The sequence below is a fragment of the Flavobacterium sp. KACC 22763 genome, assembly GCF_028736155.1.
Lineage (GTDB): Bacteria > Bacteroidota > Bacteroidia > Flavobacteriales > Flavobacteriaceae > Flavobacterium.
This window is the reverse complement of the sequence record NZ_CP117879.1, coordinates 3129149-3155119: the sequence shown is the minus strand read 5'-3', so window position 1 is coordinate 3155119 and position 25971 is coordinate 3129149. Positions and strand designations below refer to the sequence as shown.

The 25971-nt window shown below is 32.7% G+C and carries 26 protein-coding genes; 17 read left to right on the top strand and 9 right to left on the bottom strand.

Annotation, left to right across the window (positions count from 1 at the left end; all coding sequences use genetic code 11):
* Positions 1-51: 51 nt before the first annotated feature.
* The 9 genes from PQ463_RS12715 to PQ463_RS12675 all read left to right on the top strand — a co-directional run bounded on the left by PQ463_RS12715 (position 52) and on the right by PQ463_RS12675 (position 5248).
* Positions 52-1305 carry a CinA family nicotinamide mononucleotide deamidase-related protein gene (locus PQ463_RS12715; RefSeq protein WP_274254036.1) on the top strand — a complete coding sequence of 418 codons (1254 nt, stop codon included), beginning with the start codon at positions 52-54 and terminating at the stop codon, positions 1303-1305.
* 71 nt (positions 1306-1376) lie between these two features.
* Positions 1377-1613: a 50S ribosomal protein L28 gene (gene rpmB, locus PQ463_RS12710; protein ID WP_008468080.1), complete on the top strand. Its 237-nt coding sequence runs from the start codon at positions 1377-1379 to the stop codon at positions 1611-1613.
* 27 nt (positions 1614-1640) lie between these two features.
* A complete protein-coding gene (rpmG, locus tag PQ463_RS12705; protein WP_008253902.1) occupies positions 1641-1823 on the top strand; it encodes a 50S ribosomal protein L33 in 183 nt (60 codons plus the stop codon).
* Positions 1824-1896: 73 nt separating this feature from the next.
* Positions 1897-2049, top strand: coding sequence for a DUF4295 domain-containing protein (locus PQ463_RS12700; protein WP_008468081.1), 153 nt, complete (start codon positions 1897-1899; stop codon positions 2047-2049).
* A gap of 186 nt (positions 2050-2235) precedes the next feature.
* A complete protein-coding gene (gene ftsY, locus PQ463_RS12695; protein ID WP_274254034.1) occupies positions 2236-3189 on the top strand; it encodes a signal recognition particle-docking protein FtsY in 954 nt (317 codons plus the stop codon).
* 6 nt (positions 3190-3195) lie between these two features.
* Positions 3196-3363 (top strand): hypothetical protein, encoded by a 168-nt coding sequence (locus tag PQ463_RS12690; protein ID WP_274254033.1) that lies wholly within the window; start codon positions 3196-3198, stop codon positions 3361-3363.
* 316 nt (positions 3364-3679) lie between these two features.
* On the top strand, positions 3680-4120 hold the full coding sequence (locus PQ463_RS12685; protein ID WP_274254032.1) for a lipocalin family protein: 441 nt from the start codon (positions 3680-3682) through the stop codon (positions 4118-4120).
* On the top strand, positions 4101-4397 hold the full coding sequence (locus tag PQ463_RS12680) for a DciA family protein (protein ID WP_274254030.1): 297 nt from the start codon (positions 4101-4103) through the stop codon (positions 4395-4397). Before PQ463_RS12685 ends, PQ463_RS12680 begins: the two co-directional genes overlap by 20 nt.
* A gap of 131 nt (positions 4398-4528) precedes the next feature.
* Positions 4529-5248, top strand: coding sequence for a hypothetical protein (locus tag PQ463_RS12675; protein ID WP_274254029.1), 720 nt, complete (start codon positions 4529-4531; stop codon positions 5246-5248).
* Positions 5249-5314: 66 nt separating this feature from the next.
* On the opposite strand, the gene PQ463_RS12670 is transcribed toward PQ463_RS12675, so the two are convergent.
* The 3 genes from PQ463_RS12670 to bshC form a co-directional block, all read right to left on the bottom strand.
* The gene (locus PQ463_RS12670) at positions 5315-5734 is read right to left on the bottom strand and encodes a nucleoside-diphosphate kinase (RefSeq protein WP_012026941.1); all 420 of its coding nucleotides are present in this window, start codon (positions 5732-5734) and stop codon (positions 5315-5317) included.
* Positions 5735-5907: 173 nt separating this feature from the next.
* Complete coding sequence (locus tag PQ463_RS12665; protein WP_274254028.1) at positions 5908-7179, bottom strand: acyltransferase family protein; 1272 nt, start codon at positions 7177-7179, stop codon at positions 5908-5910.
* A 124-nt stretch (positions 7180-7303) separates the two neighbouring features.
* Entirely contained in the window at positions 7304-8893 is a 1590-nt protein-coding gene (gene bshC, locus PQ463_RS12660; RefSeq protein WP_274254027.1) for a bacillithiol biosynthesis cysteine-adding enzyme BshC, read from the bottom strand.
* Positions 8894-9160: 267 nt separating this feature from the next.
* On the opposite strand from bshC, the gene PQ463_RS12655 reads away from it, so the two are divergent.
* The 3 genes from PQ463_RS12655 to PQ463_RS12645 all read left to right on the top strand — a co-directional run bounded on the left by PQ463_RS12655 (position 9161) and on the right by PQ463_RS12645 (position 11461).
* Positions 9161-10438 (top strand): MFS transporter, encoded by a 1278-nt coding sequence (locus PQ463_RS12655; RefSeq protein ID WP_274254025.1) that lies wholly within the window; start codon positions 9161-9163, stop codon positions 10436-10438.
* Positions 10439-10542: 104 nt separating this feature from the next.
* Positions 10543-10797 (top strand): autorepressor SdpR family transcription factor, encoded by a 255-nt coding sequence (locus tag PQ463_RS12650; protein ID WP_111378348.1) that lies wholly within the window; start codon positions 10543-10545, stop codon positions 10795-10797.
* Positions 10798-10801: 4 nt separating this feature from the next.
* Positions 10802-11461, top strand: a complete 660-nt coding sequence (locus PQ463_RS12645) for an SdpI family protein (RefSeq protein WP_274254023.1) — start codon at positions 10802-10804, stop codon at positions 11459-11461.
* A 118-nt stretch (positions 11462-11579) separates the two neighbouring features.
* Here PQ463_RS12645 and PQ463_RS12640 read toward each other — a convergent pair whose 3' ends face one another.
* Positions 11580-14207 (bottom strand): T9SS type B sorting domain-containing protein, encoded by a 2628-nt coding sequence (locus PQ463_RS12640; protein ID WP_274254021.1) that lies wholly within the window; start codon positions 14205-14207, stop codon positions 11580-11582.
* A gap of 142 nt (positions 14208-14349) precedes the next feature.
* On the opposite strand from PQ463_RS12640, the gene PQ463_RS12635 reads away from it, so the two are divergent.
* On the top strand, positions 14350-16548 hold the full coding sequence (locus PQ463_RS12635; RefSeq protein ID WP_274254020.1) for a B12-binding domain-containing radical SAM protein: 2199 nt from the start codon (positions 14350-14352) through the stop codon (positions 16546-16548).
* Between the two features lie 13 nt (positions 16549-16561).
* Here PQ463_RS12635 and PQ463_RS12630 read toward each other — a convergent pair whose 3' ends face one another.
* The 4 genes from PQ463_RS12630 to PQ463_RS12615 form a co-directional block, all read right to left on the bottom strand.
* Positions 16562-17092, bottom strand: a complete 531-nt coding sequence (locus tag PQ463_RS12630) for a hypothetical protein (RefSeq protein ID WP_111378344.1) — start codon at positions 17090-17092, stop codon at positions 16562-16564.
* A gap of 87 nt (positions 17093-17179) precedes the next feature.
* Positions 17180-17944, bottom strand: a complete 765-nt coding sequence (locus PQ463_RS12625) for an MBL fold metallo-hydrolase (RefSeq protein ID WP_274254019.1) — start codon at positions 17942-17944, stop codon at positions 17180-17182.
* Between the two features lie 84 nt (positions 17945-18028).
* A complete protein-coding gene (locus PQ463_RS12620) occupies positions 18029-18715 on the bottom strand; it encodes a response regulator transcription factor (RefSeq protein ID WP_274254018.1) in 687 nt (228 codons plus the stop codon).
* The gene (locus PQ463_RS12615; RefSeq protein ID WP_274254017.1) at positions 18712-19977 is read right to left on the bottom strand and encodes a sensor histidine kinase; all 1266 of its coding nucleotides are present in this window, start codon (positions 19975-19977) and stop codon (positions 18712-18714) included. The genes PQ463_RS12620 and PQ463_RS12615 overlap by 4 nt, the downstream gene beginning before the upstream one ends.
* A gap of 165 nt (positions 19978-20142) precedes the next feature.
* Between PQ463_RS12615 and PQ463_RS12610 the strand changes: the two genes are divergently transcribed.
* Positions 20143-20559, top strand: coding sequence for a DUF1573 domain-containing protein (locus tag PQ463_RS12610; RefSeq protein ID WP_111378340.1), 417 nt, complete (start codon positions 20143-20145; stop codon positions 20557-20559).
* A 168-nt stretch (positions 20560-20727) separates the two neighbouring features.
* Positions 20728-22305 (top strand): L,D-transpeptidase family protein, encoded by a 1578-nt coding sequence (locus PQ463_RS12605; RefSeq protein ID WP_274254016.1) that lies wholly within the window; start codon positions 20728-20730, stop codon positions 22303-22305.
* A gap of 226 nt (positions 22306-22531) precedes the next feature.
* Here the strand turns inward: PQ463_RS12605 and PQ463_RS12600 are convergent, their stop codons facing one another.
* Positions 22532-23035, bottom strand: coding sequence for a C40 family peptidase (locus tag PQ463_RS12600; RefSeq protein WP_274254015.1), 504 nt, complete (start codon positions 23033-23035; stop codon positions 22532-22534).
* Between the two features lie 206 nt (positions 23036-23241).
* On the opposite strand from PQ463_RS12600, the gene PQ463_RS12595 reads away from it, so the two are divergent.
* The gene (locus PQ463_RS12595) at positions 23242-24336 is read left to right on the top strand and encodes an SGNH/GDSL hydrolase family protein (RefSeq protein ID WP_274254014.1); all 1095 of its coding nucleotides are present in this window, start codon (positions 23242-23244) and stop codon (positions 24334-24336) included.
* Positions 24326-25705: a sialate O-acetylesterase gene (locus tag PQ463_RS12590; RefSeq protein ID WP_274254013.1), complete on the top strand. Its 1380-nt coding sequence runs from the start codon at positions 24326-24328 to the stop codon at positions 25703-25705. Before PQ463_RS12595 ends, PQ463_RS12590 begins: the two co-directional genes overlap by 11 nt.
* Positions 25706-25971: the final 266 nt, after the last annotated feature.

Below are 25971 nucleotides of genomic sequence, written 5' to 3'. Positions count from 1 at the left end.
ACTTATAAATTATAGCTTACTAAAAGTAAGTGACAAAAATATTTCACTGATATGAAAGCAGCAATTATTACTATTGGAGATGAAATCTTAATTGGCCAAATCGTAGATACAAATTCGGCTTTTATTGCTAAATCACTCGATAAAATTGGAGTTGAGGTGGCAGAAATGCTATCGATAAGCGACGACAAAAAACATATATTAAATACTTTTGCTCAATTGCAAAACAGAGTGGATGTTGTTATTGTAACAGGCGGATTAGGACCAACAAAAGATGATGTTACAAAGAAAACATTTTGTGAATACTTTGATGATGAATTAGTAGTCGATCAAAAAGTTTTGGCACACGTTACAGAATTAATTGAAGGTTTTTATAAAAGACCAATTTCTCAACTGAACAAAGATCAGGCTCTAGTTCCGTCAACTTGTACTGTTTTGCATAATAAAGTGGGAACTGCGCCGGGAATGTGGATGAAGAAAGAAAATACGGTTTTTATTTCGCTTCCAGGAGTTCCTTATGAAATGAAATATTTGGTAGAAGAGGAAATAATTCCAAAAATCGTTCGCGAATACAAACGTCCTTATATTATTCACAAAACCATTTTAACTTATGGTCAAGGCGAAAGTTTAGTTGCAGAACGTATTGAGCAATGGGAGAATAATCTTCCAGAATTTATAAAACTCGCTTATTTGCCAAATCCAGGGCGAGTTCGTCTCCGCCTAACAGCTCGCGGAACGAATAAGGAAGAACTGGAAGCAGCAATAGAAAGCAATGTGCAATCATTGGATGCTATAATTCATGATATAATTGTGGGTTATGAAGAAAATGAAACAATTGAAACTGTAATTGGCAAACTGCTTTCTAAACAAAATAAAACCGTCTCAACAGCAGAAAGTTGTACAGGAGGAAGAATTGCTTCGCTACTGTCGTCTGTTCCAGGTTCATCAAACTATTTTAAAGGAAGTGTTGTTTCTTACGCAACAGAAGCTAAAGTAAATGTTTTGGGAATTTCGCAAAATTTAATCGATGAGTTTTCGGTAGTAAGCGCTGAGGTTGCGTCGGCTATGGCTTTGAGTGTTAAAGATTTGCTGAAAACCGACTATGCATTAGCAACGACAGGCAATGCAGGGCCTTCAAAAGGTGATTCGGATGCCGAAATAGGCGCTGTTTTTATTGCTTTAGCGACGCCAAACGGAGTAATTGTGGAAGAATTTAACTTCGGACAACCGCGTGAAAAAGTGATAGATAGGGCATCAGTTAAGAGTTTGGAAATTTTACAGAAAGAAATTTTAAAATTTGTGCAATAATTTTTTGCTACAATGGTTTATTTTTCTTTTCTTTGCACCCTGATTTTGAATAACGATAAAAGATAAGTATAATGTCAAGAGTTTGTGACCTTACAGGTAAAAGAGCGATGGTAGGAAATAACGTTTCTCACGCTATGAACAAAACTAAGAGAAAGTTTTCTGTAAACTTAGTTAAAAAGCGTTTTTATCTTCCAGAAGAAGATAGATGGATTACTCTTAGAGTAGCAGCATCTACGATAAAAACAATTAATAAAAATGGAATCACTGCAGTTTTGAAAAAAGCGCAGTCAGAAGGATTTATCAAATAATCTTTTCCTAAATAAATATATAGCAAGATGGCAAAGAAAGGTAATAGAATCCAAGTAATTTTAGAATGTACTGAGCACAAGACTTCTGGTGTTCCAGGAACTTCTAGATATATTACAACTAAGAACAAAAAAAATACTCCAGATAGATTAGAGATTAAAAAATTTAATCCAATCTTAAAAAGAGTAACTGTTCACAAAGAAATTAAGTAATAATTAGAGATTTTGATAAAATCTCAAATGGTTTTTCATTTGAAGATTTATTGAATTCCAAAACATTTGAATCATGGCAAAGAAAACCGTAGCATCGTTACAAACATCTTCTAAGAGATTATCAAAAGCCATCAAAATGGTAAAATCTCCTAAAACTGGTGCATATACATTCGTAGAATCTATTATGGCTCCTGAAGAAGTTGATGAATTCTTGAAAAAGAAATAATTACATTTACATTATATAGAAAAGCTACTTTCATTCGGAAGTAGCTTTTTTATTACCTATATTTGTCTAAAAATTTAAAGAATCGTAACAATTGGCTCTTTTTAAGGAAACCATTGCACTTTCTTTAAAGATTTGGGTTTCTGGTCAGGAAATCGAGAAACCTAATAATCTAATAAACTACAAAAAATGAGTTTTTTTAAAAAATTATTCTCTAGCGAAAAAAAAGAAACTTTAGACAAAGGTCTTGAAAAAACAAAAACTACTTTTTTCTCAAAGTTAAGCAAAGCCGTTGCAGGAAAATCTAAAGTTGACGATGATGTTTTAGATGATCTTGAAGAAGTTCTTGTAGGTTCTGATGTTGGAGTAAATACTACATTAAAAATCATTGAAAGAATTGAAAAACGTGTTGCTGAAGATAAATATCTAGGAACAGACGAATTAAATCAAATTCTGCGAGATGAAATTGGGGCTTTGCTGTCTGAAACGAATACAGGTGAAGCAACTGAATTTGAAATTCCAAAAGATAAAAAACCTTACGTTTTAATGGTTGTTGGAGTGAATGGAGTTGGAAAAACTACTACGATTGGTAAATTGGCTTATCAGTTTAAAAAAGCGGGTCATAATGTGGTTTTAGGAGCTGCAGATACTTTTCGTGCAGCTGCGATTGATCAATTGCAAGTTTGGGCAGATCGTGTAAACGTGCCAATTGTAAGACAGCAAATGGGGAGCGATCCTGCTTCTGTAGCTTTTGATACTTTGCAATCGGCTGTGGCTCAAAATGCTGATGTTGTTATTATTGATACTGCTGGGCGTCTTCATAACAAAGTAAACTTGATGAATGAGCTGACAAAAGTAAAGCGTGTAATGCAGAAAGTTGTGGCTGATGCACCTCACGATGTACTTTTGGTTTTGGATGGTTCAACAGGACAGAATGCTTTTGAACAGGCAAAACAATTTACGGCAGCGACAGAAGTTACTTCTTTGGCTGTAACTAAATTGGACGGAACTGCAAAAGGAGGAGTTGTAATTGGTATTTCTGATCAATTTCAAATTCCGGTTAAATATATTGGGGTTGGCGAAGGAATTGAAGATTTGCAAGTCTTTAATAAATATGAATTCGTTGATAGTTTCTTTAAATAATTTATAATGAAAAATATATCAGCTTTAACGTTCTATTTTGCTAGTGTAATATCTTTTGTTCTAGCAAATGTTTTAAAGGATAAAAATCTTTCAGTATATTATATTTTGCTGGTTTTGGGAATTGTTTTGTTCTTTTTAGGAGTTCTTAAGAAAATAAAAACCAACCAAAAATAAAGATTGCTTAAAAAGTATTGAGTCTTTAAATAGAAATATCGTTTAGGTTTTTCTATTTAAAGGCTTTTTTATTAGGGAACAATTGCTTTTAAAAATAGTTCATGTGTTTTTCGATTTTTTATTTCTTTTGATGATTATAAGATTATCTTTGTTGTTCGATAAAATTTCTTTTGAAAACGGGAGCCCTAGCCCTGATGGGAGCGGCATCCTTTTGTGCCGGGGTTCGGCACAAAAGATATAGCGGACAGCAGGAATCAGCTCCTAAATCTTCGACTTCATTTTAAAGAAAAAAGAGTAAATTTTAATATTTTTATTTATGAAAAATGCTTTCATAGTTTTGTTTTGTTCGCTTTTGTTTGTGGGCTGTAAACAAGAAATAAAACCAGCAGATATTGCTAAATTGAACGGTTATTGGGAAATTGAAAAAGTGGTTTTTGAGAAAGGAGAAGAGAAGGAGTATAAAATGAACGAGACTTTTGATTTTTTTCAAATTAAAAATAATAAAGGTGTCCGAACGAAAGTTATGCCACAGTTTGACGGAACATTTTTGACTACAGATACTTTTGAAAATGTTTCGGTTCGTTTTGCTGGAGAGCAGGTTTTCTTGGATTATAAAACAAAGTATGCAAAATGGAGTGAAAAAATTATTTCGCTTTCAGCTGACAAATTAGTGGTTAAGAACCCGCAAAAAATAGAATATCATTATAAAAAAGCAGGACCCGTAAATCTTCTGAACGATGGCGAAAAGACTAAATAACGAAACTACAATCGGTGCTGTTTTACAGCAAATTATTCAGGTGAACAAATTGCAGTCTGGAATGGATGATATTGATGTTCGGGAGGCTTGGAGACAGCTTATGGGAAATGGTGTAAATACATATACTCGTAATATTGTTCTGAAAGGAAGCACGCTTTATGTAGAATTGGGGTCTTCTGTTTTACGTGAAGAGTTGACTCACGGAAAGTATAAAATCGTAAAAATGATCAATGAAGAATTGGGCCGTGAAGTGGTGAAAGACGTGATTTTGCGGTAGTTTTTTTTAGTAAGATAAATTTTAAAATTAATTAACACTTCTATTGTGAAGTGTTTTTTTTTACGATACATTTGGGCAGTTATTTCTTCAAAATAGCGTCTTTTTTATAAACCCAAAACAATAAAAAATCAATGAAAAAAATTTTACTAATTTTAACCGTATTATGTACGTTAACTGGTTATTCACAAAAGAAAAAAGTTGCTGTTGTTGCTTTTTACACTGACAAAACAATTGATCTTTCTGAGCTTGGTTTAAGTGCTGTTGCTGCAGTAACAGATTTAGGAAACAATCCAAATTTTAACTTACAACCAATTTTAGAAAAGTATCACAATGCTTTTTTTAATGATTATTCTAAAAAGTTTCCATTCGATTTACTTCCTGAAACAGATGTAACTCAAAAACAAGAGTATATTGACTATATTCCTCATTTTGATAGAGAGGGAGAAAAAGGAAAATATATTATCAATTACCCTGGATATAAATATATCTATGAGGGAACAAACGGTTCAGCAAATGAGGTGGCGACAGCTACTATGTTTAAAGATAATGCAGATGGTGTCTTGTTTACAGAGATTCACTTTGCTGTGGTAAAAGGGTTTGCAGTTGGCGGAACTGGTACTGTTAAAATGAGAGCTTATGCAAGAATTGCTTTGTATGATAAAAATGGAAAAAAAGTTTTTGCTTTTAATGAAGGAGCAAATTCAAAGAAAACGGGAACAATAGTAGGAGGAATTCCTGTTTTATCTTTTGATAAAGTATTGCCAATGTGCGAAAGCGCATTAGACGAACTTTTAAAAGATTTGGATGGAAGAGTTGAGAAAATGGTAAAGAAGACTTCTGAAAGTCTTTAATATTATTATAAGTAAATAAAAAAACCGCTTCAGTTATGAAGCGGTTTTTTTATGATTTAAGAAGTCTTAGAATTGCTCTCTTCCTGCAAAGTGGAATGCACTTTCGATAGCAGCGTTTTCGTCGCTGTCAGATCCGTGAACTGCATTTTCTCCGATTGAAGTAGCGTATGCTTTACGAATAGTTCCTTCAGCAGCTTCTGCTGGGTTTGTAGCACCGATTAAAGTTCTGAAATCTTCTACTGCGTTGTCTTTTTCTAAAATAGCAGCAACAATTGGTCCGCGAGACATGAATTCAACTAATTCTCCGTAGAAAGGTCTTTCTGCGTGTACTGCGTAAAATGCTTTCGCATCAGCTACAGTTAATTGAGTTAATTTTAATGAAACGATTTTGAAACCACCATTAGTAATCATTGCTAAGATATTCCCGATGTGTCCGTTTGCAACAGCATCTGGTTTAATCATTGTAAAAGTTCTATTTGTTGCCATTTTGTATTTTATTAAATTTTGTGCAAAAGTATACTTTTTTTGTGAATTGATTTTAATAAATTCATAATTTAAACATGCTGGAATGATGTTTTGATTAAGAATGGAAGAAATTGTGAATCATAGTCAAAAAAAAGACGCACAATTGCGCGTCTTTAAAAATATTTTTATTGTTTTTAAACTTTAAAAATCAACTTGTTTCTATAAAAAATCCATAAAATAAATGTCCAGATTGCTACATAGGTTAATGCGCCTGCCAATGATGCTGTCATTGGATTGCTAAAAAATGGTGCAATGCCAAATCTGTACAAATAATCTAATAGATTGATTTGTTCGCTTGGAAGTGACGGATTTTGAAAACGAATCATTACCAAGGCTTGCGGTATAATTTGCGAAGCGAAGAATACAATCATTGGGTTGACTCCCCAAATAACAAATAGTTTAAAGCCTTTTTTGAATTCTTTTATATCAATTATATAATATAATACCGTAAGGCAAACTGTTGCTAATCCTGTTGTATATAAAACATAACTGCTTGTCCAGATGGATTTATTTATTGGAAAAACTAAATCCCAGATTAATCCGAAAAAGATTAACGATGTACCAATCATTCCCATTCTTTGGACTTTTTGGATTTTAGTTACACCAAGAAGTAGAATTTGCCCGATAAATAAACCAATAATTCCGTTTACAATTGACGGAAGTGTGCTCAAGATTCCTTCAGGATCCCAAGTGTTGGTTTCATGATACATATGTCCTTTTAAAAACACGCTGTCAACCCAAGCAGCTAAATTGGTTCCTTTTTCTAAACTAGCTTCTCCAAATCCCGGAACAGGAATTAAAGTCATAACAGCCCAATAGCCAAAAAGCAAAACGATTCCTGTAATAAACTGTGTTTTTCGTGATGTTTTTAAGTATAAAAGCGAAACTACAAAATAGACAACTGCAATACGTTGTAGTACTCCAGGAAGTCTCACGTCTGCATAATTTTCAAAACCTCCGTAAGCTAAAATAAGATATATTGCTAAAATGCTAAAAGCAAAAATGTTTTTTAGTCTATTACTGAAATTCCCCATCAGAGCATAACCAACGGCAAAAGTAATAATCAATCTGCCAATAAGAAGTGGAATCCCATCTAAACCAAAAAGCTGAATTTTTCCAAAGAAATTAAAGAAAATCCCCAGACAGAACATTCTTAAAGAACGAATCAAGATTTTATTGAACGTTGTTTCGTCGTATTTTTTGTCGGGCATTGCAAGTGGTATAGCAACTCCCATTATAAAGATGAAAAACGGAAATACAAGATCTGTTGGTGTACAGCCGTTCCATTGTGCGTGCAAAAGTGGCGGATAAACATTGCCCCAGTCACCGGGATTGTTTACAATTGTCATCAATAGAATAGTCAGTCCGCGAAAGACATCAAGCGAAATTAGGCGTTCTCTTACCATTAGGTTAGTTCGTTAAATAGGTTATAAAATATAATTCTATTTGGTTTGAGACAGCAATAATATCGGAAATGAGCTGGTTATTTGTTCCTAAATTATCGCTTTTGAATTTCTAAAGATAATTATTTTAGATTATTATGATGTCAAAATTATGTTCTAAAGGCTTTAATTTCTGAATTAAAAGTGGAATCAATTGTTCTCCTTTTTCTAAATAAAATTCAGAGAAATTAGCTTGGCGTTCTTGAAGGCTATTGTTTGGAAATAATTCACATTGCAAATCGGTAACACGTTCCAATTGATCAGCCAGTTTTCTTTTTTGCGCTTTTAATAAACGCTTTTCTAGATTTTCTAAACCTTTCTTTTGTTTTACTTCTTGTGCTTTTACAGCTCCTGTGAAAGATTTGTCTGTTTTTTCAGCCAATTCAAAAAGATAGGCGAACTGTTTTTCAAGCGCTTCCTTTTGAGGAGTTAAATCTATAGGAAATGGAGAAAGTTTATGAGTAATCTCATTGATTAAATTCTCGGATTTGCTGAATAAATCTTTCCAAGTTAAATTTAAATTATCAGCTTTTTTAGATTGCTTTTCGGTTGCTAGAAGAACTGAATTTCGGACTAATAATATCGGAAAAGTAATATTTACGGCATCAAAAAAGGCTTTTAATTCTAACCAATAAGCGATTTCTCCGCCTCCGCCAATGTAGCAAAGATTAGGTAGAATAATTTCTTGATATAATGGACGCATAATTACGTTTGGACTGAATTTTTCTGGATTGCTTTCCAGTAATTTTAGAATTTCTTCTTTAGAAAATGAAATTTTGGTATTGTTAACCCAATATTTGCCATTTTCAAAAATGATTCTTTCGCGCAGTTTATCTTCAATATAAAATAAATTGATTTCGCGTGGATTTACCTGAACGGTATATGCGGCAAGCTCTTCAATTGATTTTTGAACTTCTTTAAACGAAGTCTGATTTTCTAATTCTTCTTTTGCATACGGAATAAAAGCACGTTTCAAATCGGCATCATCTGCATCTATAATTACTAAGCCATGGCTAGCGAAAAGTGTATTTGCTAAATAACGGGTTGCATCTGCTAGATTTGAATGTTTTAGATAAGCATCTTCAAAAAGCTTTTTCAGTGCATTTGCATTTGTGCTTGAACCTAATTCCTGAGAGTAAATTTCAAATAAATCTTCTAAACCATCAGTTGCAAGTCTTCCGACTGGACCAGTGCTTTCAGCATTCCAACGGATTTTTTTTCCTTTAAAATTAAAATAATTAATTTCTTCAAAATCGTGATCTTCTGTCGCCATCCAGTAAACTGGAACAAAATTGTACGAAGGGTATTTCGATTTTAATTCTTTAGTTAAATTAATTGTTGAAATAATTTTATATAAAAAATATAATGGTCCGCTGAATAAATTCAGTTGGTGACCAGTTGTAATTGTAAAAGTGTTTTCGAGAGATAAAAGCGAAATATTCTGTCTCGTTAAATCAGAAATTTCAATGTTTTGATATTGCTTATGCAAAGTGTCAACCAACACTGTTCGGTTGCTGTGGTCAAAATTGGCTGATTTTTCGGCAATTTGTTTTTCGAAATTTTCTAAGACTGGAAAATTATTGTACAGCGGTTTTAATTCTGGCTTTTGATCTAAATAATCCTGCATTAGTTTAGAGAAATATCCAGAAGATTGAAAGCTGATACAGTCGGTAGGCATAATTTATAATTTATTTTTGACAGCTGTAAATTTAATGAAAATATACAGTTAAAAACGCTATTAACAATTGCTTAAGATTTGATTTTTTTCTGATGTTTTTAAAAGCGTTGTAATCAGGGTTTTAAATTTTGATTTTGTAAGGTTGCTGAAAATTAAAAATTTAGATAATTTGTTAAAAATGTAAAGTAGTTGCAAAAGTAATTGATGTAAGTATCAATTTTTAATAATGAAACTCTATTTTTGCAAATAAAAAAGATATCATTTTTCATGAAAAATAACCCGAATAAAAAGAACTCTTTAAAACATGTTCTTTTTGGAAGCCTTATTGGCACTACAATCGAATTTTTTGATTTTTATATTTATGCCAATGCTGCCGTATTGGTTTTTCCACAATTATTTTTTCCAAGTTCAGATTCGACGATGGCGACTCTAGAATCTTTAGCCACTTTTTCTATCGCTTTTTTATCTCGTCCGTTAGGTTCTGCCTTTTTTGGACATTACGGAGATAAAATCGGACGTAAATTTACTCTTGTTGCTGCTTTGTTGACCATGGGAATTTCTACTGTTACAATTGGTTTTCTGCCAAGTTATGAAAGTATTGGTGTTGCCGCTCCATTATTATTGATGCTTTGCCGATTCGGACAAGGTGTTGGTTTAGGAGGAGAATGGGGAGGAGCAGTTTTGCTTGCCATTGAGAATGCGCCACCAAATAAACGCGCTTGGTACGGAATGTTTCCGCAATTAGGCGCGCCAATCGGATTGTTACTTTCAGGTGGGACTTTTCTATTGCTTACTGATTCGATGAGTAATGAAGATTTTATGAGTTATGGATGGAGAATTCCTTTCATTGCCAGCGCACTTTTGGTAATTGTTGGTTTTTATATTCGAACAAAAATTACTGAAACACCTTCATTTGAAGAAGCTAAAAAGCATGAAGAAGAAGTAAAAGTGCCATTTTTAGAATTGGTGAAATCTTATAAAAATCAATTGATCTTCGGAACTTTTGCCGCGATTACAACATTTTTGGTTTTCTATTTAATGACAGTTTTTACTCTAAGCTGGGCAACTTCAGATTTAGGAATTGTAAAAAGAGACGGGTTGCTGATACAATTATTCTCAGTATTATTTTTCGCGCTTTTTATTCCAGTTTCGGCTGTAGTTGCAGATAAAATTGGACGCCGAAAAATGCTTATCGCGGCTACAGCGGCGATTGCTGTGTTCGGATTTTTCTTTTCTTACTTTTTAAGCTCAGGAAATATTATGTTAGTGACCATTTTTGCCTGTATCGGAATGTCTTTAATGGGATTTACGTATGGTCCTTTAGGAACTTTCTTGTCTGAATTATTTCCAACCAATGTTCGTTATTCGGGAGCATCATTAACGTTCAATATGGCAGGAATCCTTGGAGCTGCATTTGCGCCAATGATTGCGATTTGGCTAGCTAAGACTTATGATGTGAGTTATGTAGGCTTTTATTTAGTTACTGCTGCACTTATATCTTTAGTTTCATTTTTGGTAATTAGCAAAGACGAACATAAGTTTTAAACAAGTTCCTTTTGAAATATTTGAAAGCAGTAATGTAAAAAATTACTGCTTTTTTTTTGTTTGTTTAAAAAGTATTTAGATATTTGTCTAAATATATAAATGTAATGAATGATATTTTTAAAGCATTAAATGATGCGACTAGAAGAGAGATTCTGGATCTTCTGAAGCAAAAAGATATGTCGGCTGGAGAGATTGCAGATGCTTTTAATATTTCCAAGCCAAGCATCTCGCATCATTTAGATATTCTGAAACGAGCCGATTTAATAACGTCTGAAAAAAACGGGCAATTCATCATTTATTCCATAAATACCACCATAATGGAAGATGTTTTGCAATGGATACTAACCTTTAAACAATAATAAAATGAATTTAGAATTTAAAAAAGAGCTCCCTTTAATTGGGATTGTTTTGATTCCTTGTGTTTATTTGGCTGCAGTTTGGAAAAGTCTGCCAGAGATAGTTCCTATTCACTGGAATTCTAGAGGAGAAATAGATGGCTGGGGAAATAAATTGACTTTGATTGCAATGCTTTTTATGCTTCCAGTTTTAACTTATATCGTCTTGTCTGTTATCACAAAGATTGATCCTAAGAAAAGAATTTCTTTAATGGGAGGAAAATTGTATCAGCTTAAATTTGTTTTGGTTTTATTTATGTCGCTTTTAGCTTTATTTATTATTTACAGTACAAAAAGTCAGACTATTTCCAGTCCAAGTTTTATTTTCGTTTTGGCTGGCGCTTTGTTTATGATTTTAGGAAACTATTTTAAAGTGATAAGGCCTAATTATTTTGTCGGAATTAAGACACCGTGGACTTTAGAAAATCAAGAAGTCTGGAAAACGACACACTTATTTGCTGGAAAACTTTGGTTTATTGCTGGGCTGATCATTATTTTGGGAAGTTTGATTTTTGACAGTTCTATTTTCGCTAAAGTGTTTTTGACAATTGTTTTTGCTATAGCAATTGTGCCTATAGCTTATTCTTATTTGAAATATAGGAATTTGAAAAAGAAAGGCCAAATGTAAATTTAGGAATCATGATAAAAGTAATAGTTATTCTAGTAGAATTGGTAATGCATTATATTATAAAGTTTTAAATAAAAAAAAGGTTCGTTTAAATACGAACCTTTTTTGCTATAACTGATTACCTTTTTAAAGAAAAATGACCTCGATATTCCGTTCCATTTATTCTGGTAACGGTAAACCAATAATCTGATGTAGGTAGTTGATTACCAAGATAAGTTCCGTTCCAAGAAGTATTTAATGCCAATTCTTTAATTAATTTTCCGTATCGATCAAATATTCTAATAGATGAATTAGGAGCCAAATAATCTGGATCAATTGTCCAAGTGTCATTAAAACCATCGCCATTTGGCGTAAAGAATTTTGGAAATGGAAGATCATTAACCAAATGAATACAATCTCCAGCTGTAGCCTCTAAAACACTTATTGTTACAGGGATTCTATCACTTTCACAAGTGTTTATTGTTTGAGAAGCGTAATACGTAATTCCATTTTCTAATGAGGTTGATTCTGATAATTTACCTGTAGAGGTAGAACTTTCATACCATTTGATATTTTGACCATTAATTTCAATATTGCTAATTTTTGCATTTTTTTGAATGCAGAATTGCTGTGGAGAATCGGCAATTGGAATTGATGTGTCTTGTATTTTTACAGTAATAGGTAATCTTTCGCTTTCGCAGTTGTTTAAGGTCTGACTAACATAATACTTTCCATTTTGCAATAAAGTTGTTTCGGGTAAAATATTGCCATTTACCTCTGCTTCGTACCATTTAAGATCGGTTCCGGTTATATTAAGATTTTCGATTGTCGCTATTTCATCAATACAAAACTGCTGATCATTATTTCCAGTAGGTAAAGGAGTATCATAAATTTTAACCAAAACAGGAATTCTATCACTTTCGCAGTTAATTGTTTGTGAAGCGTAGTAGGTTCTATTATTTTCCAATAAGGTTGAGTTTGATAACGGTACAGCTGAAAAAACAGTATCGTACCATCTTATATTCTGCCCTGACATCTCTATGTTTCCTAAAGAGGGATTATCATTTTTACAAAAAGCAGAGTTTATTATAGAGGGTAGGCTCGGAACAACATTTAGATGTGCTGTTACAGCTAATCTTTCGGTGCTTTCTGGGCAATTATCATTTTGCTGAGATGCAAAATAGGTTTTTCCATCAATAAGAAGAGTAGTTTTTAAAAGAGGATTTGTTGAAGTTGGTGAGTCGTACCATTTAATATCATTGGACTTAGGATTTAGATCAGAAATTTTACTATCCAAAGAGCAAAAAGATTGATCAGATTCTCCATTTGGTTTACCAGTTTCACATTCTGCAAGTTTGAGAATAAAACCATCTCGATTTATTGTTGAAATATTTATGGTTCGTAATGTATATTGTTTTGTTAGTGACGGATCGAAATCACATGTCCACATAAAATCCCCAGATAAATACGTTTCATTATTTCGAACTTTTATATTTTTTATTTGAAACATTGCACAATTATTATAAGGACTTAATTGAGGTGTTTCATGCCCAATTTTAAAAGTATTTACAAAATTTCTGTTAGCATCAAATTTTAGATAAAATCCTTCTCCGTAATCACTGATCGAAGTCAAATTAAAAACAGACGATGAAGGATCAAAATCAACAGTATCTTTAAAGCTTCCAACAAACATTAAATTACCATTATAATCTTCTGCAACTGAATAAAAATTAATATTGCCGTTAAAAGGTTTTTCGAATTTTTTTACATCAATAAAATTTCCATCTAAATTTAAATAAATTATATAATTATTTGAAAGTACATTTACAGTTGAGGAAGGCGAAGGATCTACATCAACAGTAGCATTATAATCATTTTTATGGTTTATTAAAATAATATTGTTTTCAGTAATGTGAAAAACATCTGTACTTTGGTTTGTAAATTTTCTCTCCCAGATAATTGATTTATCTGTTGGATTAATTTTATACAAACTTTGTCCATTGAGCAAATGAATATTTCCATCTTTACCAATAATAACTTTTGAATTTGCAATGTCTCCATCATTATTATCAAAGGTTTTGATCCACTCAATATTTCCAGAATTATTTATTTTAAGGATATAATTGTCTATTCCTGTTGCTGTTAAATTTAATGATGGATTAAGAGGATCTAGAGAAATAGTGCCAATAAGATATCCTGTAATAAAAATATTGTTTTGGTTATCTATATCAAACGAGTGTGGATTTATAGAGCCTCCATTCGGAAAGTTTTTAAGTATTTTTTTTGTCGAAATTAAATCTCCATTTGGTTTTAGTTTTATTATGCTAATATAACTCTCTACTATATTTTGAGTACTGTTTAATTCAGATATGGTGGCTAGAAGATTTACATTTCCATCCTTATCCAGTTTTATTCCATAAGTATATTCACCACCCCTTTTGTAATTGCCAAAGGTTTTCCCCCATATATAATTTCCGTCTTTATCCATCTTGATTAAATAAAGTCCACGAAAATTTTGAATATTAGAATTGTCTATAACTTCAACTCCATTTATAGTTGGGTCTATATCGAATAAATAAGATTCTGTTTCTCCAAAAATATAAGAATTCCCATCTGAATCTAGTTCCATTTTATTTGCATAATCAGCATAATCATAACGTATGCCTTTTATTTGTCCTGCCCATTTAAAGTTTTGGGCATTTGTAGAAAATGAAACTAGAAAAATTAAAAATAGTAATAAAAAGAGCTTTGTTTTTTTTGAATGCATCAAAATTGGTCGTTTTTGGTTAAAGCAAATGTAATTAAATATCTACGAAATCTATTTAAATAAGGCGACCTCTTAGGTAATAAAATCTTTTCGCTAAAAAAATCCACAATATCCCGTATTTTTGCAAAAAAATAATTCCCTTTTGAAAACGAAACTCTTTGTAATTACGCCACCTTTTACCCAACTGAATACACCGTATCCGGCAACGGCTTATATAAAAGGTTTTCTGAATACCAAAAATATCGAATCGGTTCAGGCTGATTTGGGTATTGATGTGATTTTGGAATTGTTTTCGAAAAAAGGATTGCAAGATTTGTTTCAAGTTTCAGAGTTTCAAGTTTCAAATTCTGAAGTTTCAGACAATTCTAAACGTATTTTTGCTCTTCAGGATGAATATACCAAGACAATCGATTCTGTAATTCAGTTTCTTCAAGGAAAAAATCCAACGTTGGCTTTGCAGATCTGTCAGGAAGATTTTCTGCCAGAAGCTTCTCGTTTTACGCAATTAGAAGAACTCGATTGGGCTTTTGGTTCAATGGGAACTCAAGACAAAGCCAAACATTTGGCGACTTTATATCTTGAGGATATTTCAGATTTTATTGTCGAATGTGTTGATGAAAATTTTGGCTTCAGCCGATATGCTGAACGTTTAGGACGAAGCGCGAATTCTTTTGATGAATTATACGAAGCACTTCAACAAGAGCCAACTTATATTGATTCGATTTTAATTTCACTTTTAAAAGCTAAAATTGATACCGTAAAACCAACTTTATTTTTAATTTCCGTACCATTTCCAGGAAATTTATATAGCGCTTTTCGATGCGCACAATGGGTAAAACAAAATCATCCTGAAATTAAGATTTCAATGGGTGGCGGTTTCCCGAATACTGAATTGCGTTCGCTTTCTGATAAACGTGTTTTTGAGTTTTTCGATTTCATTACTTTAGACGATGGTGAAGTGCCGATTGAAGAATTAATTACCAATTTAGAAAATCCAGATCACAATTCGTATAAAAGAACTTTTCTGCTAGAAGATGGAGAAGTAGTTTATAAAAACAATTCTTTAAAGCACGATTATAAACAATCGCAAGTTGGAACACCAGACTATTCAGATTTGCCTTTGGATAAATATATTTCGGTTATCGAAATTGTAAATCCCATGCACAGAATGTGGAGCGATGGCCGTTGGAATAAACTCACAATGGCACATGGCTGTTATTGGGGAAAATGTACTTTTTGCGATATTTCTTTAGATTATATAAAAGTTTATGAACCTGTTGCAGCAAGTCTTTTATGTGACAGAATCGAAGAACTAATAGAGAAAACAGGCCAAAACGGATTCCATTTTGTAGATGAAGCAGCGCCGCCAGCTTTAATGCGTGCTTTGGCTCTTGAAATCCTTAAAAGAAAGCTAGCTGTAACTTGGTGGACCAATATTCGCTTTGAAAAAAGCTTTTCAAAAGATTTATGTCTGTTGCTGAAAGCTTCTGGCTGTATTGCAGTTTCAGGTGGTTTAGAGGTAGCTTCAGACCGATTGTTGAAATTAATCGATAAAGGAGTAACTGTTGAACAAGTGGCAAAAGTGACGCGCAATTTTACCGAAGCAGGAATTATGGTTCATGCCTATTTAATGTATGGATATCCAACACAAACCATTCAAGAAACGGTTGATAGTTTAGAAATGGTTCGTCAATTGTTTGAAGCTGGAGTTTTGCAATCAGGATTTTGGCATCAGTTTGCATTGACGGCACATAGTCCTGTTGGGTTGTATCCAGAGCAATTTGGTGTGACTAAGAAAACAGAGGCAATAGGAACTTTTGCCAATAATGATATTGAATATACCGATGCAACGGGAATCAATCATGATAAATTCAGTTTCGGATTAAAGAAATCACTTTTTAATTTCATGCACGGAATCTGTTTTGATTACGAACTTCAGGATTGGTTTGATTTTAAAATTCCAAAAACCAAAATCCATCCCGATTTTATTTTTAATGCATTAGAAGAACAAAACGATTTCAATACAAAACCAAATGCAAAAGTGGTTTGGCTTGGAGGAAAACCTACTGCAGAAATTTTTACAAAATCTAAAAAAGGAAGAAGCTGGGAAATGATGTCGCTAACTTTTCATGATAAAAAAGAAAGTTTCGATATTCAAACCAGTAAAGAAGAAGGCGAGTGGCTGACTTCAATTTTATCAAAAATAGCCGTTTCAGGTTCTAAAGGTTATACTTTTCAAGAAGTTAAAAATGATTTTGAAACCGAATTGGAAGATTTCGAATTGTTTTGGTATTCTAAACCAGTAAATACTTTGCGTGAGTTTGGATTATTGGTTTTATAATTAAATTTCTAAATTAATTTTTGGTTACCCAATAATGAAAATCTCTTTCTAAATCATAAATCATTCTTTTTACACTTCTTCTGATAATGAAATAAGGAATTCCTAACATTATAGACATGTGAAATAGAAGGAAAGGCAAAACAAAAAAGGAAGCAGAATTATTGCTGGTAAGAAAAAGAGAAGTGATAATAAATATCGAATAAAATAGAACCATAGGTCCTGCAAACAAAAGCATTCTTTTCCTAAAGCCATTAATTTCAGCTTCAATGTTTAAACGGTTACTATCTTCACTAAAATGGGCTGTTACTTTTGCAAATGAATAGTTAGTGTCAAATAATTTTCTTCGTTTCTTTAATTCAAAATAATTATTAGAAATATTGCCTTTGTACTCATTTTTGCTGGATTGAAAAACTTCAAACGGAACAAAACTTAAATCAGATTCATCAACATGACTTCTGAATTTTTGAATAAAATCTATTTTTGAAACTGGTAATTGTATAGAAATGTCTTTAACTAAGTGTATTTTTCTTAAAAAATCGGTCATTTATTTTGATTTGGTTAGCGAGCCAAATATACTATTTATGAGAGAATAAGAAATAAAAGCACACAAAAAAAAAGACTTATTTTTTAGCTAATACTCAATGCATTCTCCGTCATTTGGAATGGAAGTTTTAGTTAAAAGATTATGATCTGAAAGCGCAGTTCTTAATTGCAATCGTGTTGTCGGACAATGATTTAAAGCTTCTAAATGATTGGCGAGAACTTTCCCAGGAGCGAGTGTTACGAATTTCAAAATATCATCCATTCGCATTAATAATGGCTGTCCAATATCTAATCTTGCAGTTCCGCAGGCAACAACAGAAATATCTGGCTTAAGCTGCGTTAGGACTTTGTTTACATGTTCTGTAAAAATGGTGTCTGAACTAATATAAATTGATTTCTGGTCAGCCAATTCGATAAGAAATCCCATTACATTTCCCATTAATTTAGCAACAAATCCATAGCCATGGATAGCAGGAATTCCCGTGATTTTTCCGTCTAGAAATTTTTGCGGTTCCCAATATTCTAAAGTTTGAATTACGCTTAATCCTCTTTGTACAAGTGCCTTTTCATCCTTAGAACTGCAGATAACCGGAATGCTTTTTCTTCTTAAAAAAACTTCACCAGCTTTGTCAATATGATCTGGATGTAAATGTGTAATCAAACAATGTGTTACACGGCTTAAGATCTCACGGCTATTTTTAGGCAATGCCACCAGCGGATTTCGTTTTGGTTTATATCTGAAAATAGTAAAAGGCGGAATTGTTTTTCTTTTACCTAACATTGGGTCAACTAAAATGACATGCTTTTCTGTTTCAATTACCAAAGAGGCATTTCGCAAATGATGTAATTTCATATCCAAGAAAATTAGATATTAAAAATACAAAGTTTTTCGAAAAACTGCTTACAGATTTTTCTTTATTTTTAACAGAATTGTGATTTACCCAATAGAAAACCTAAACCCAATTCCATGAAGGTTTTCTATTGAAATGCCTTCTTCATTTGCCAAGATTTTACGTAAACGCGAAATAAAAACATCCAAACTTCTTCCCATAAAATAGTCGTCTGTTCCCCATAGAGAAGTTAAGATTTGTTCTCTTTTCAAAACAGAATTTTTGTGATCCAAGAAAAGTTTCAATAATTCGGCTTCACGTTGTGTTAAACCAACTTTTTCTTCGTTATTAAAAAGAATAAAGTTTTTGGTGTCAAACTGGTATTTGCCAACTTCATAAATCGTTTTTGCAACCGGAATGTTTTTCTGTGAGCGTTTCAAGAAAATTTCAATTTTCAAAAGTAATTCTTCAATACTGAAGGGTTTTACCAAATAATCATCGGCACCTAAACGAAGACCTTTTATTCGATCTTCTTTTAAAGTTTTAGCCGAAAGAAAAATAATAGGAACATCTAAATCAATTTTACGAACGGCTTCGGCAAGCTCAAAACCGTCCATTTTTGGCATCATAATATCAAAAATGCAAATATCAAATTCTTCTTCCTCAAAAATTTTCAGTGCCGATTTTCCATCAGAACAATGAATTACTTCATAATGGTTTTGCTCCAAATTATCTTTGGTTAAAAACGCTAGAGTTTCATCGTCTTCGGCATATAGTATTTTGAAATTTCTCATTTTTTGTAAGGAATTGATAAAGTTAAAGTAACACCTTTTTCTGAATTATTTTCGGCTTTTATTTTCCAGTTTTGCAGACTGCAGATTTCTTTTACATAGTATAAACCAAGTCCAAATCCGTTAACTTCGTTGCTTTTCTCATTCTGAACACGGTAAAACTTATCAAAGATAAAAGATATTTTTTTAGGATTAATCCCGATTCCATTATCAATAAACTCCAATTTTAAACAGTTATTATTTTCGATGATTTTTATTCTAACTTCAGGCTTTTCATTACAATATTTAATTGCATTATCCAGTAAATTATAAACTAAATTAGCAAAATGAAAAGTATCCGTTTCTAGTAAGTATTCTCTTGAAACCGTTTCAATTGTAATAGAAGCTTCAGGATATTTTAATTTAATGTTTTCAATTGCTTCTTCAATTATCGGAACAATTAAAATGTTTTCTTTTTTAAGTTCTAAAGGAGCATAATCAGACTTTGCAATATTTAGAATTTTTTCAATATGACTATTTAGCTTATTTCCTTGATTGATAATAATGTCAGTATACGTATACAGTTTTTTATCTTCTTTAATTGGTTTTTGCTCAATCAGATATTTTGATGCAATCAGAATAGAAGCTAGTGGCGTTTTGAATTCATGCGTCATATTATTGATAAAATCACGCTGCAGTTCTGAATATTTTTTATGTTGTAAAAGAGTAAAAATCGAATACACATAAATCAGGAGAATTAGAATCAATGCGGTTGAAAGGATAAACCAAAAACGCATCGAACTAAATAAATAGGTTGTTTCATTTGGAAAACGTACTGCGAAATAGTAAACCAAATTTTTATGCTTTGGAAAATAAACAGTCTTTTTACATTCTGCTTTTTTCTTATAAAGCGAAATATAATCACCATAAATCATTTCGTCACTTTGGCAATTGTACATTGCATATTCGAAATCGGTGGTGATATTCATTTTTTTGAATTCCGTTTTCAGATAAAATTCTAAAATATCAGGTTCAAATTCATTATCCACATTTACGATATAATAATCGTTTGCAATTTTTTGAACTGGATTCTGAACCGGCAATTCGTGATTGGTTCCTTCGTATAATTTTTTAGCAACTTCTAGCAAAGCAATATGCGCTTTCTGACTAAGCTTTTTTTGTTCTATTGTAAAAGCCTCTTTTGTCCATAGCAATTGAGCCACCAAAATACTAATGATAGCCACTAATCCTAAGAGAATGATGCTGTTGAGTTTATTAATTTTCAAGAATAAAGAATTTTTAGAGTGTAATATTAATCAATTTTGGCCTAAAAACAGGCGGTTAACAAGTCATTAACAAACGTTTGAAACCAGTTAACAGCGACTTGAATTTGTCTGAATTACCTTTGTAATATCAAAAATGAACTATAAACCATTTTAAATATATCAGTTATGAAAATGATCAAAATTTCGATGTTAGCTTTGGCTTTAGGCCTAATGTCTTTTTCAGCAATTGCTCCAGTACAATCTTTAGTTTCAGAAACTGAAGTTTCAGCAACTGCAGGTTCTACAATTGCTTGGAAAGCAGAAACAATTGATGTTGGGCAAATTCCGCAGGGAACTCCAAAAGCAATTGTTTACGAATTTAAAAATACAGGAAAAACGGCTGTAGTGATTACAAACGTGCAAGGATCTTGCGGATGTACAGCAACCGATTATACTAAAGAGCCAATTCAGGCTGGTAAATCTGGAAAAGTTACTGCAACTTACAATGCTGCAAACAAAGGCGCTTTTACAAAAACGGTTACTGTTACGACTAGCGCAGAAACAACACCAAAAGTACTTACTTTAAAAGGTACTGTTATTTAATTAGAATTTTAATAGGTTGGTTATATGGCGAAAGCTCCAGACATGAAAATTGTTTGGAGCTTTTATTTTATTAACCACTTAAACTTCAAAAAAATAAGGCTTAAGATTTATTGCTGAGTTCTTGGTTTTAATAGAATTTTTTCTACTTTTAATCAAAAATTTTGAGTTATGAAAATCTGGTATACGCCTATTATTGCTACTGTTTTTTTCGCTGTTTTTTCGTGTAATTCGAAAGCTGATAAAAAAGAGGAAAACTCGATAAAAACGGTTGAAAAAGTCCCTGAATTAAAACTTACGATTGACAGTGTTCGCATTGCTAAGTTTTACGAAAATTATCCGAAATTGGATAAATTTAAAAATGATGTAAGCGCTTTATATCAAAAAAATAAGTCGACTCAATTGTGGCAGGACAATAAAGGAATTGTCGAATTTGCCAATACACTTTTTAATCAATATAAAAATCTGGATCAGGAAGGATTAAAAGCCAATTATCCGTACAATGAGCAGTTAAGTGCTGTTTTTGATAATAATGCCAATACTAAGCTTTCAAAAGAAGATACCGATTTACTGCTTTCTAATTTATATTACTATTATGGTGAAAAAGTGGGTGGCTTTGACGAAAAAACAGTAGTTTCTTTAGAATGGCTTTTACCTCGCAAAAAACTGAATTACCAAGAGCTTTCAGATTCGATCTTTAAAAAATCAACCATTCTGGATGATAAGAAAAGAAAAATGTTCAGCCAATATTACAAACTTCGTGATGCGCTTAAAGAATATAGAGAAATCGAGAAAAACGGCGGATGGAAAACTATAGAAGTTGGCGAAGATTATAAAAGCCTAAAAGTTGGTGATTCGTCTACTATTATTGCTCAAATTAGAGAAAGACTTTTTATAACTAAGGATCTAAAAGAAGACACCAAAAGTGCAGTTTGCGACACAGTTTTGATAAAAGCAATGAAAAACTACGAGTTGCGTCACGGGTACACCGCAAAAAACACTATTCTTAAAGAACATATTGAAGACTTAAATATTCCAGTTTCAGAACGTATCAAAACCATTATTGTCAATATGGAGCGTTGCCGATGGATTGATCCAGAATTAGAAAAAGGGCAGAAGTATATAGAAGTCAATATTCCTGAGTTTAGATTGTATATAGTCGAAGATGGTAAAATTGCTTTTATATCACCGGTTGTTGTAGGAAGAGCAATGACGAAAACCGTTATTTTTAGCGGAATGATGAGCAATATTGTTTTCAGTCCGTATTGGAATGTGCCGCCGAGTATCATCAAATCGGAGATAAAACCTGGAATGGCTAGAGATAAAAACTATTTGCAAAAGAAAAATCTAGAGTGGAATAATGGAGCCGTTCGTCAGCTTCCTGGGAAAAATAATTCACTTGGTTTGGTTAAGTTTTTATTTCCAAATTCAAGCAATATTTATCTTCATGATACGCCATCAAAAAGTTTGTTTGAAAGAGAAAGCCGAGCTTTTAGCCACGGTTGTGTGCGTGTAGCAAAACCTAGAGAATTGGCAATTGAATTATTAAAAGTCGATCCGCAATGGAATCCTGAAAGAATTGATAAAGCTATGCATGCCGGAAAAGAAAGCTGGTACACGCTTAAGAAAAAAGTCCCAGTTTATATCGGATATTTTACCGCTTGGGTAGATCGACAAGGTAATTTAAATTTCTATAAAGATATTTATGGAAGAGATGAAAGTATGATCAAACTATTGACAGAAGAATAAAAGTTTAAGGTTGCCACGAATTGCACGAATTATCACGAATTAAATTATAGTATTGCGAATAAAAAATTAGTGAAAATTAGTGTAATTCGTGGCGAAAAAATGAAAGCCACAGATTAAAAAGATTAGCACAGATTTTTTATAATCTTTATAATCCTTTTATCCCGATAGCTATCGGGAGTCGCAAAAAATAATTCGCGGAAATTCGTGTAATTAGTGGCGAAAAAAACTATTTCGCTAAAACATCAACACATTTATAAAAGCGCTTGGTGTAATGTTCTGTATCAAGTGCTGTTATAGTTACCTGTTGCGCTTTTCCAGATGAAGCATGAATAAATTTTGACTGCATTCCGTTGGCTTCGCAAATTATACCAACGTGACCAACAACATTTCTGTTTTTATATCCGTAGAAAACTAAAACGTCACCCACTTTAAATTCTTCTGGTTTTAGAGCTTTGCCTAAATTTTTGTAACCGCTGGAACTTCTTGGAAGTGTCATTCCAAAATTTTTAAAAACATAACACACAAAACCTGAACAGTCAAATCCTTTTTTCGGATTACTGCTGGCGTATACATAAGGAGTCCCTAAGTATTGTTTGGCGTAAGTAATAATAGAATCACGATTGATTTCGGTTTGAGTTGGATTGTTTTGATTTTGTTTTTTTTCCTTTTTTAAATTGAAAGAAGAAAGAGTGATAAAAAACAATAGAGAAATAAAGGTCAGGGCTTTCATTTTTGACGGATTGTAAAAGTATAAAACGACAAAGATAAATCTAAATTGTAAGTTCTTTTTTATAAATGTAAGAATTAACACATGTAATTGCCCGAATGATGGGTTTGTGTGGTGTTTTTTTATTACTTTTTGACATTTTAGTATCTTTTTAGATAATCTCTTTCCAATATATTTGTGAATCGTATTTAGATTTTAACAAATAAATTATGTTTCCAAAAAAAATAGCTATTTTAATTTCGTTTTTGCTGATTTCGGCCGTTTCCACTTCGCAAACGCTAAATTCAAATAAAACCTTCTTATATCAAGGTAGAGTTGACAAACTTCAAAACGATCAGGTTATTTTAATTGGAACAGCTTCTTCAGTTGCTTTTAATTTTACTGGAAATGAATGTTCGATTTCACTACAAAGCGTTGAGGACCATCATAATTATGTCCAATTGGTTTTGGACGATAAGTATATTGGGAAAATTAGAATTGAAAAAGGAGCAATCCAGTCATTTCCAATAAAAGTTACCGAAAATATAAAAAAGCACAGATTAGAGATTTATAAAAATACAGAAGCTCAAAGCGGTAATATTTTGTTTGTTGGAACAACAGCAAAACTGGTTCCGATTTCGTTTCAAAAGAGAAAGAAAATAGAATTTATTGGTGATTCTATTACGTGCGGTGCAGCGAGCGATCCGTCAGATGTTCCTTGTGATAAAGGAGAATATATGGATCATCATAATGGCTATTATGCATATGGACCAACACTTTCAAGAACAATTGGTGTTGATTATTTAATGAGTTGTGTTTCGGGAATTGGAATGTACAGAAACTGGAACGATGAGCATAAAGACGAAGCGATAATGCCAGATGTTTATCCTAATTTATATCTAACGAAAGATGCTTCAAAGCCTAAATATGATTTCACTTTTCAGCCAGATATTATCAGTATTGCTTTAGGAACAAATGATTTCTCTGGTGGAGATGGTAAAAAAGAACGTCTTCCGTTTAATCCTGAAAAGTATGTTTCGAATTACATCAATTTTATAAAGATGTTATACGAACACAATCCGAACGTGCAAATTGTAATTACAAACAGCCCAATGGTTGGCGGAGAAAGGGCAGTAGTTTTTGAAGAATGTTTGAATAAAGTTAAAAATGCTTTCGCGAATGACAAAGCGCACAAACCAATTCAAATTTTCAAGTTCAAACCAATGACTCCAAATGGATGTACGGGACATCCAGACGTAGCAGATCATAAGGTTTTGGCAGAAGAATATGGTCCATTTTTAAAGAAGTTGCTAAATGAAAAATAATATTTTTAAGTTTGTTTTCTTTCTATTGATTTCCAGTACTATGATGGCAAACGTCTCGCTTCCGAATATTTTTGGTGATAATATGGTTTTACAGCGCAATTCTGAAGTGAAAATTTGGGGTTGGGCCAATCCAAAAGAAGAAATCAAATTAATTTCGAGTTGGAATAATACGGAATATAAAACCGTTGCCAATAATCAGGCAAAATGGGAATTGACGATTAAAACTCCTGAAGCTGGAGGGCCTTTTACCATTTCTATAAAAGGTTATAATGAAGTGGTTTTAAAGAATATTTTGATTGGAGAAGTTTGGCTTTGTTCTGGACAATCTAACATGGAAATGTCGGTAAGCTGGGGAATTGACGATGGTGAAGAAGAAATGAAAAATGCTACAAATCCTAATATTCGATTTTTTACGGTTCCGAAATTGACTGCAGAAAATCCGCAGAATAATTTGCTGGGAAATTGGACTGAATCGACTCCTGAAACCATGAAATATTTTAGCGGTGTTGGTTATTTTTTTGCGAAACGCCTTCGCGAAGATTTAAAAAATATTCCAATCGGCTTAATTTCTTCCAACTGGGGCGGAACTCCTGCTGAAATCTGGATGCCATCAGAAGTTGTAAATAACGATCCTGTTTTACTAGAAAATGCTAAAAAATTGAACGAACAAGAATACGGACCAAGACAACCCGGGCGCGCTTACAACGCCATGATTTACCCAATCGTCGGATTTAAAATTGCAGGAACGCTTTGGTATCAAGGAGAATCGAATGTGGGTTCTTTGGTTTATGATAAAACTCTGGGCGCTTTAATTACTTCATGGAGAAAGGAATGGAAAGATGAATTTCCTTTTTATTATGTTCAAATTGCGCCGTTTAAGACAGGAAAGAATAATTTTTCAAATGTAACGGTTAGAGATTCTCAGAGAAAACTGTTGAAAGAAGTTTCAAAAACGGGAATGGTCGTAATCAGTGATATTTCGGATACAATTGATATTCATCCAAAAAATAAAAAATCGGTTGGAATTCGTCTAGCAAATTTAGCTTTAGCTGAAACTTATAAAGTCAACACGAATTTAGTTAATGGACCGCTCTTTAAATCCATTAAAATTGATAAAAATAAAGTAACCGTTTCTTTTGACTACGCAGACGGATTACACTTTAAAGACAAAAAATCGAATCAGTTTGAAGTTGCAGGAATAGACGGAATTTTCTATCCTGCAGAGCCTTCAATTGAAAATAACGAAGTGGTTTTAACAAGCAAAAAGGTGGCTTCTCCAGCAAAAGTGAGATTTGCATGGGGAAATACGATTCAGTCAGATTTGTTTAATAAAGCGAATCTGCCTGCTTCTTGTTTTGTTTCTGAGTGAGTGTTTAAAGAAGAAAGAAGCAAGATTTTAGATTTTAAGTCTTTTCGCAATTTTTGTCAGGCTGAGCGAAGTCGAAGCCCCGTACAGAGAGTCGCCAAACTTTGTCGAGCTACTTGCGAAGATTTCTCCTTTCAGTCGAAATGACAAAACGATGTGTTGAAAAACAAAAGCCAAAAAGTTCTTTTGAAAGCGTTCGCGTGAGGGATAGCAGTGGAAAGCCCGGAGCCTGACGAAGGAAGTGCGAGGACTTGTAATGAATAGCCCGA

Coding starts and splice junctions, on each gene's coding strand:
- PQ463_RS12655 (WP_274254025.1), top strand. CDS start 9,161: ATGAAAAATAACCCGAATAAAAAGAACTCTTTAAAACATGTTCTTTTT.
- PQ463_RS12650 (WP_111378348.1), top strand. CDS start 10,543: ATGAATGATATTTTTAAAGCATTAAATGATGCGACTAGAAGAGAGATT.
- ftsY (WP_274254034.1), top strand. CDS start 2,236: ATGAGTTTTTTTAAAAAATTATTCTCTAGCGAAAAAAAAGAAACTTTA.
- PQ463_RS12630 (WP_111378344.1), bottom strand. CDS start 17,092: ATGACCGATTTTTTAAGAAAAATACACTTAGTTAAAGACATTTCTATA.
- PQ463_RS12595 (WP_274254014.1), top strand. CDS start 23,242: ATGTTTCCAAAAAAAATAGCTATTTTAATTTCGTTTTTGCTGATTTCG.
- PQ463_RS12645 (WP_274254023.1), top strand. CDS start 10,802: ATGAATTTAGAATTTAAAAAAGAGCTCCCTTTAATTGGGATTGTTTTG.
- PQ463_RS12605 (WP_274254016.1), top strand. CDS start 20,728: ATGAAAATCTGGTATACGCCTATTATTGCTACTGTTTTTTTCGCTGTT.
- PQ463_RS12670 (WP_012026941.1), bottom strand. CDS start 5,734: ATGGCAACAAATAGAACTTTTACAATGATTAAACCAGATGCTGTTGCA.
- bshC (WP_274254027.1), bottom strand. CDS start 8,893: ATGCCTACCGACTGTATCAGCTTTCAATCTTCTGGATATTTCTCTAAA.
- rpmG (WP_008253902.1), top strand. CDS start 1,641: ATGGCAAAGAAAGGTAATAGAATCCAAGTAATTTTAGAATGTACTGAG.
- PQ463_RS12625 (WP_274254019.1), bottom strand. CDS start 17,944: ATGAAATTACATCATTTGCGAAATGCCTCTTTGGTAATTGAAACAGAA.
- PQ463_RS12715 (WP_274254036.1), top strand. CDS start 52: ATGAAAGCAGCAATTATTACTATTGGAGATGAAATCTTAATTGGCCAA.
- PQ463_RS12600 (WP_274254015.1), bottom strand. CDS start 23,035: ATGAAAGCCCTGACCTTTATTTCTCTATTGTTTTTTATCACTCTTTCT.
- rpmB (WP_008468080.1), top strand. CDS start 1,377: ATGTCAAGAGTTTGTGACCTTACAGGTAAAAGAGCGATGGTAGGAAAT.
- PQ463_RS12690 (WP_274254033.1), top strand. CDS start 3,196: ATGAAAAATATATCAGCTTTAACGTTCTATTTTGCTAGTGTAATATCT.
- PQ463_RS12685 (WP_274254032.1), top strand. CDS start 3,680: ATGAAAAATGCTTTCATAGTTTTGTTTTGTTCGCTTTTGTTTGTGGGC.
- PQ463_RS12640 (WP_274254021.1), bottom strand. CDS start 14,207: ATGCATTCAAAAAAAACAAAGCTCTTTTTATTACTATTTTTAATTTTT.
- PQ463_RS12675 (WP_274254029.1), top strand. CDS start 4,529: ATGAAAAAAATTTTACTAATTTTAACCGTATTATGTACGTTAACTGGT.
- PQ463_RS12700 (WP_008468081.1), top strand. CDS start 1,897: ATGGCAAAGAAAACCGTAGCATCGTTACAAACATCTTCTAAGAGATTA.
- PQ463_RS12665 (WP_274254028.1), bottom strand. CDS start 7,179: ATGGTAAGAGAACGCCTAATTTCGCTTGATGTCTTTCGCGGACTGACT.
- PQ463_RS12680 (WP_274254030.1), top strand. CDS start 4,101: ATGGCGAAAAGACTAAATAACGAAACTACAATCGGTGCTGTTTTACAG.
- PQ463_RS12620 (WP_274254018.1), bottom strand. CDS start 18,715: ATGAGAAATTTCAAAATACTATATGCCGAAGACGATGAAACTCTAGCG.
- PQ463_RS12590 (WP_274254013.1), top strand. CDS start 24,326: ATGAAAAATAATATTTTTAAGTTTGTTTTCTTTCTATTGATTTCCAGT.
- PQ463_RS12610 (WP_111378340.1), top strand. CDS start 20,143: ATGAAAATGATCAAAATTTCGATGTTAGCTTTGGCTTTAGGCCTAATG.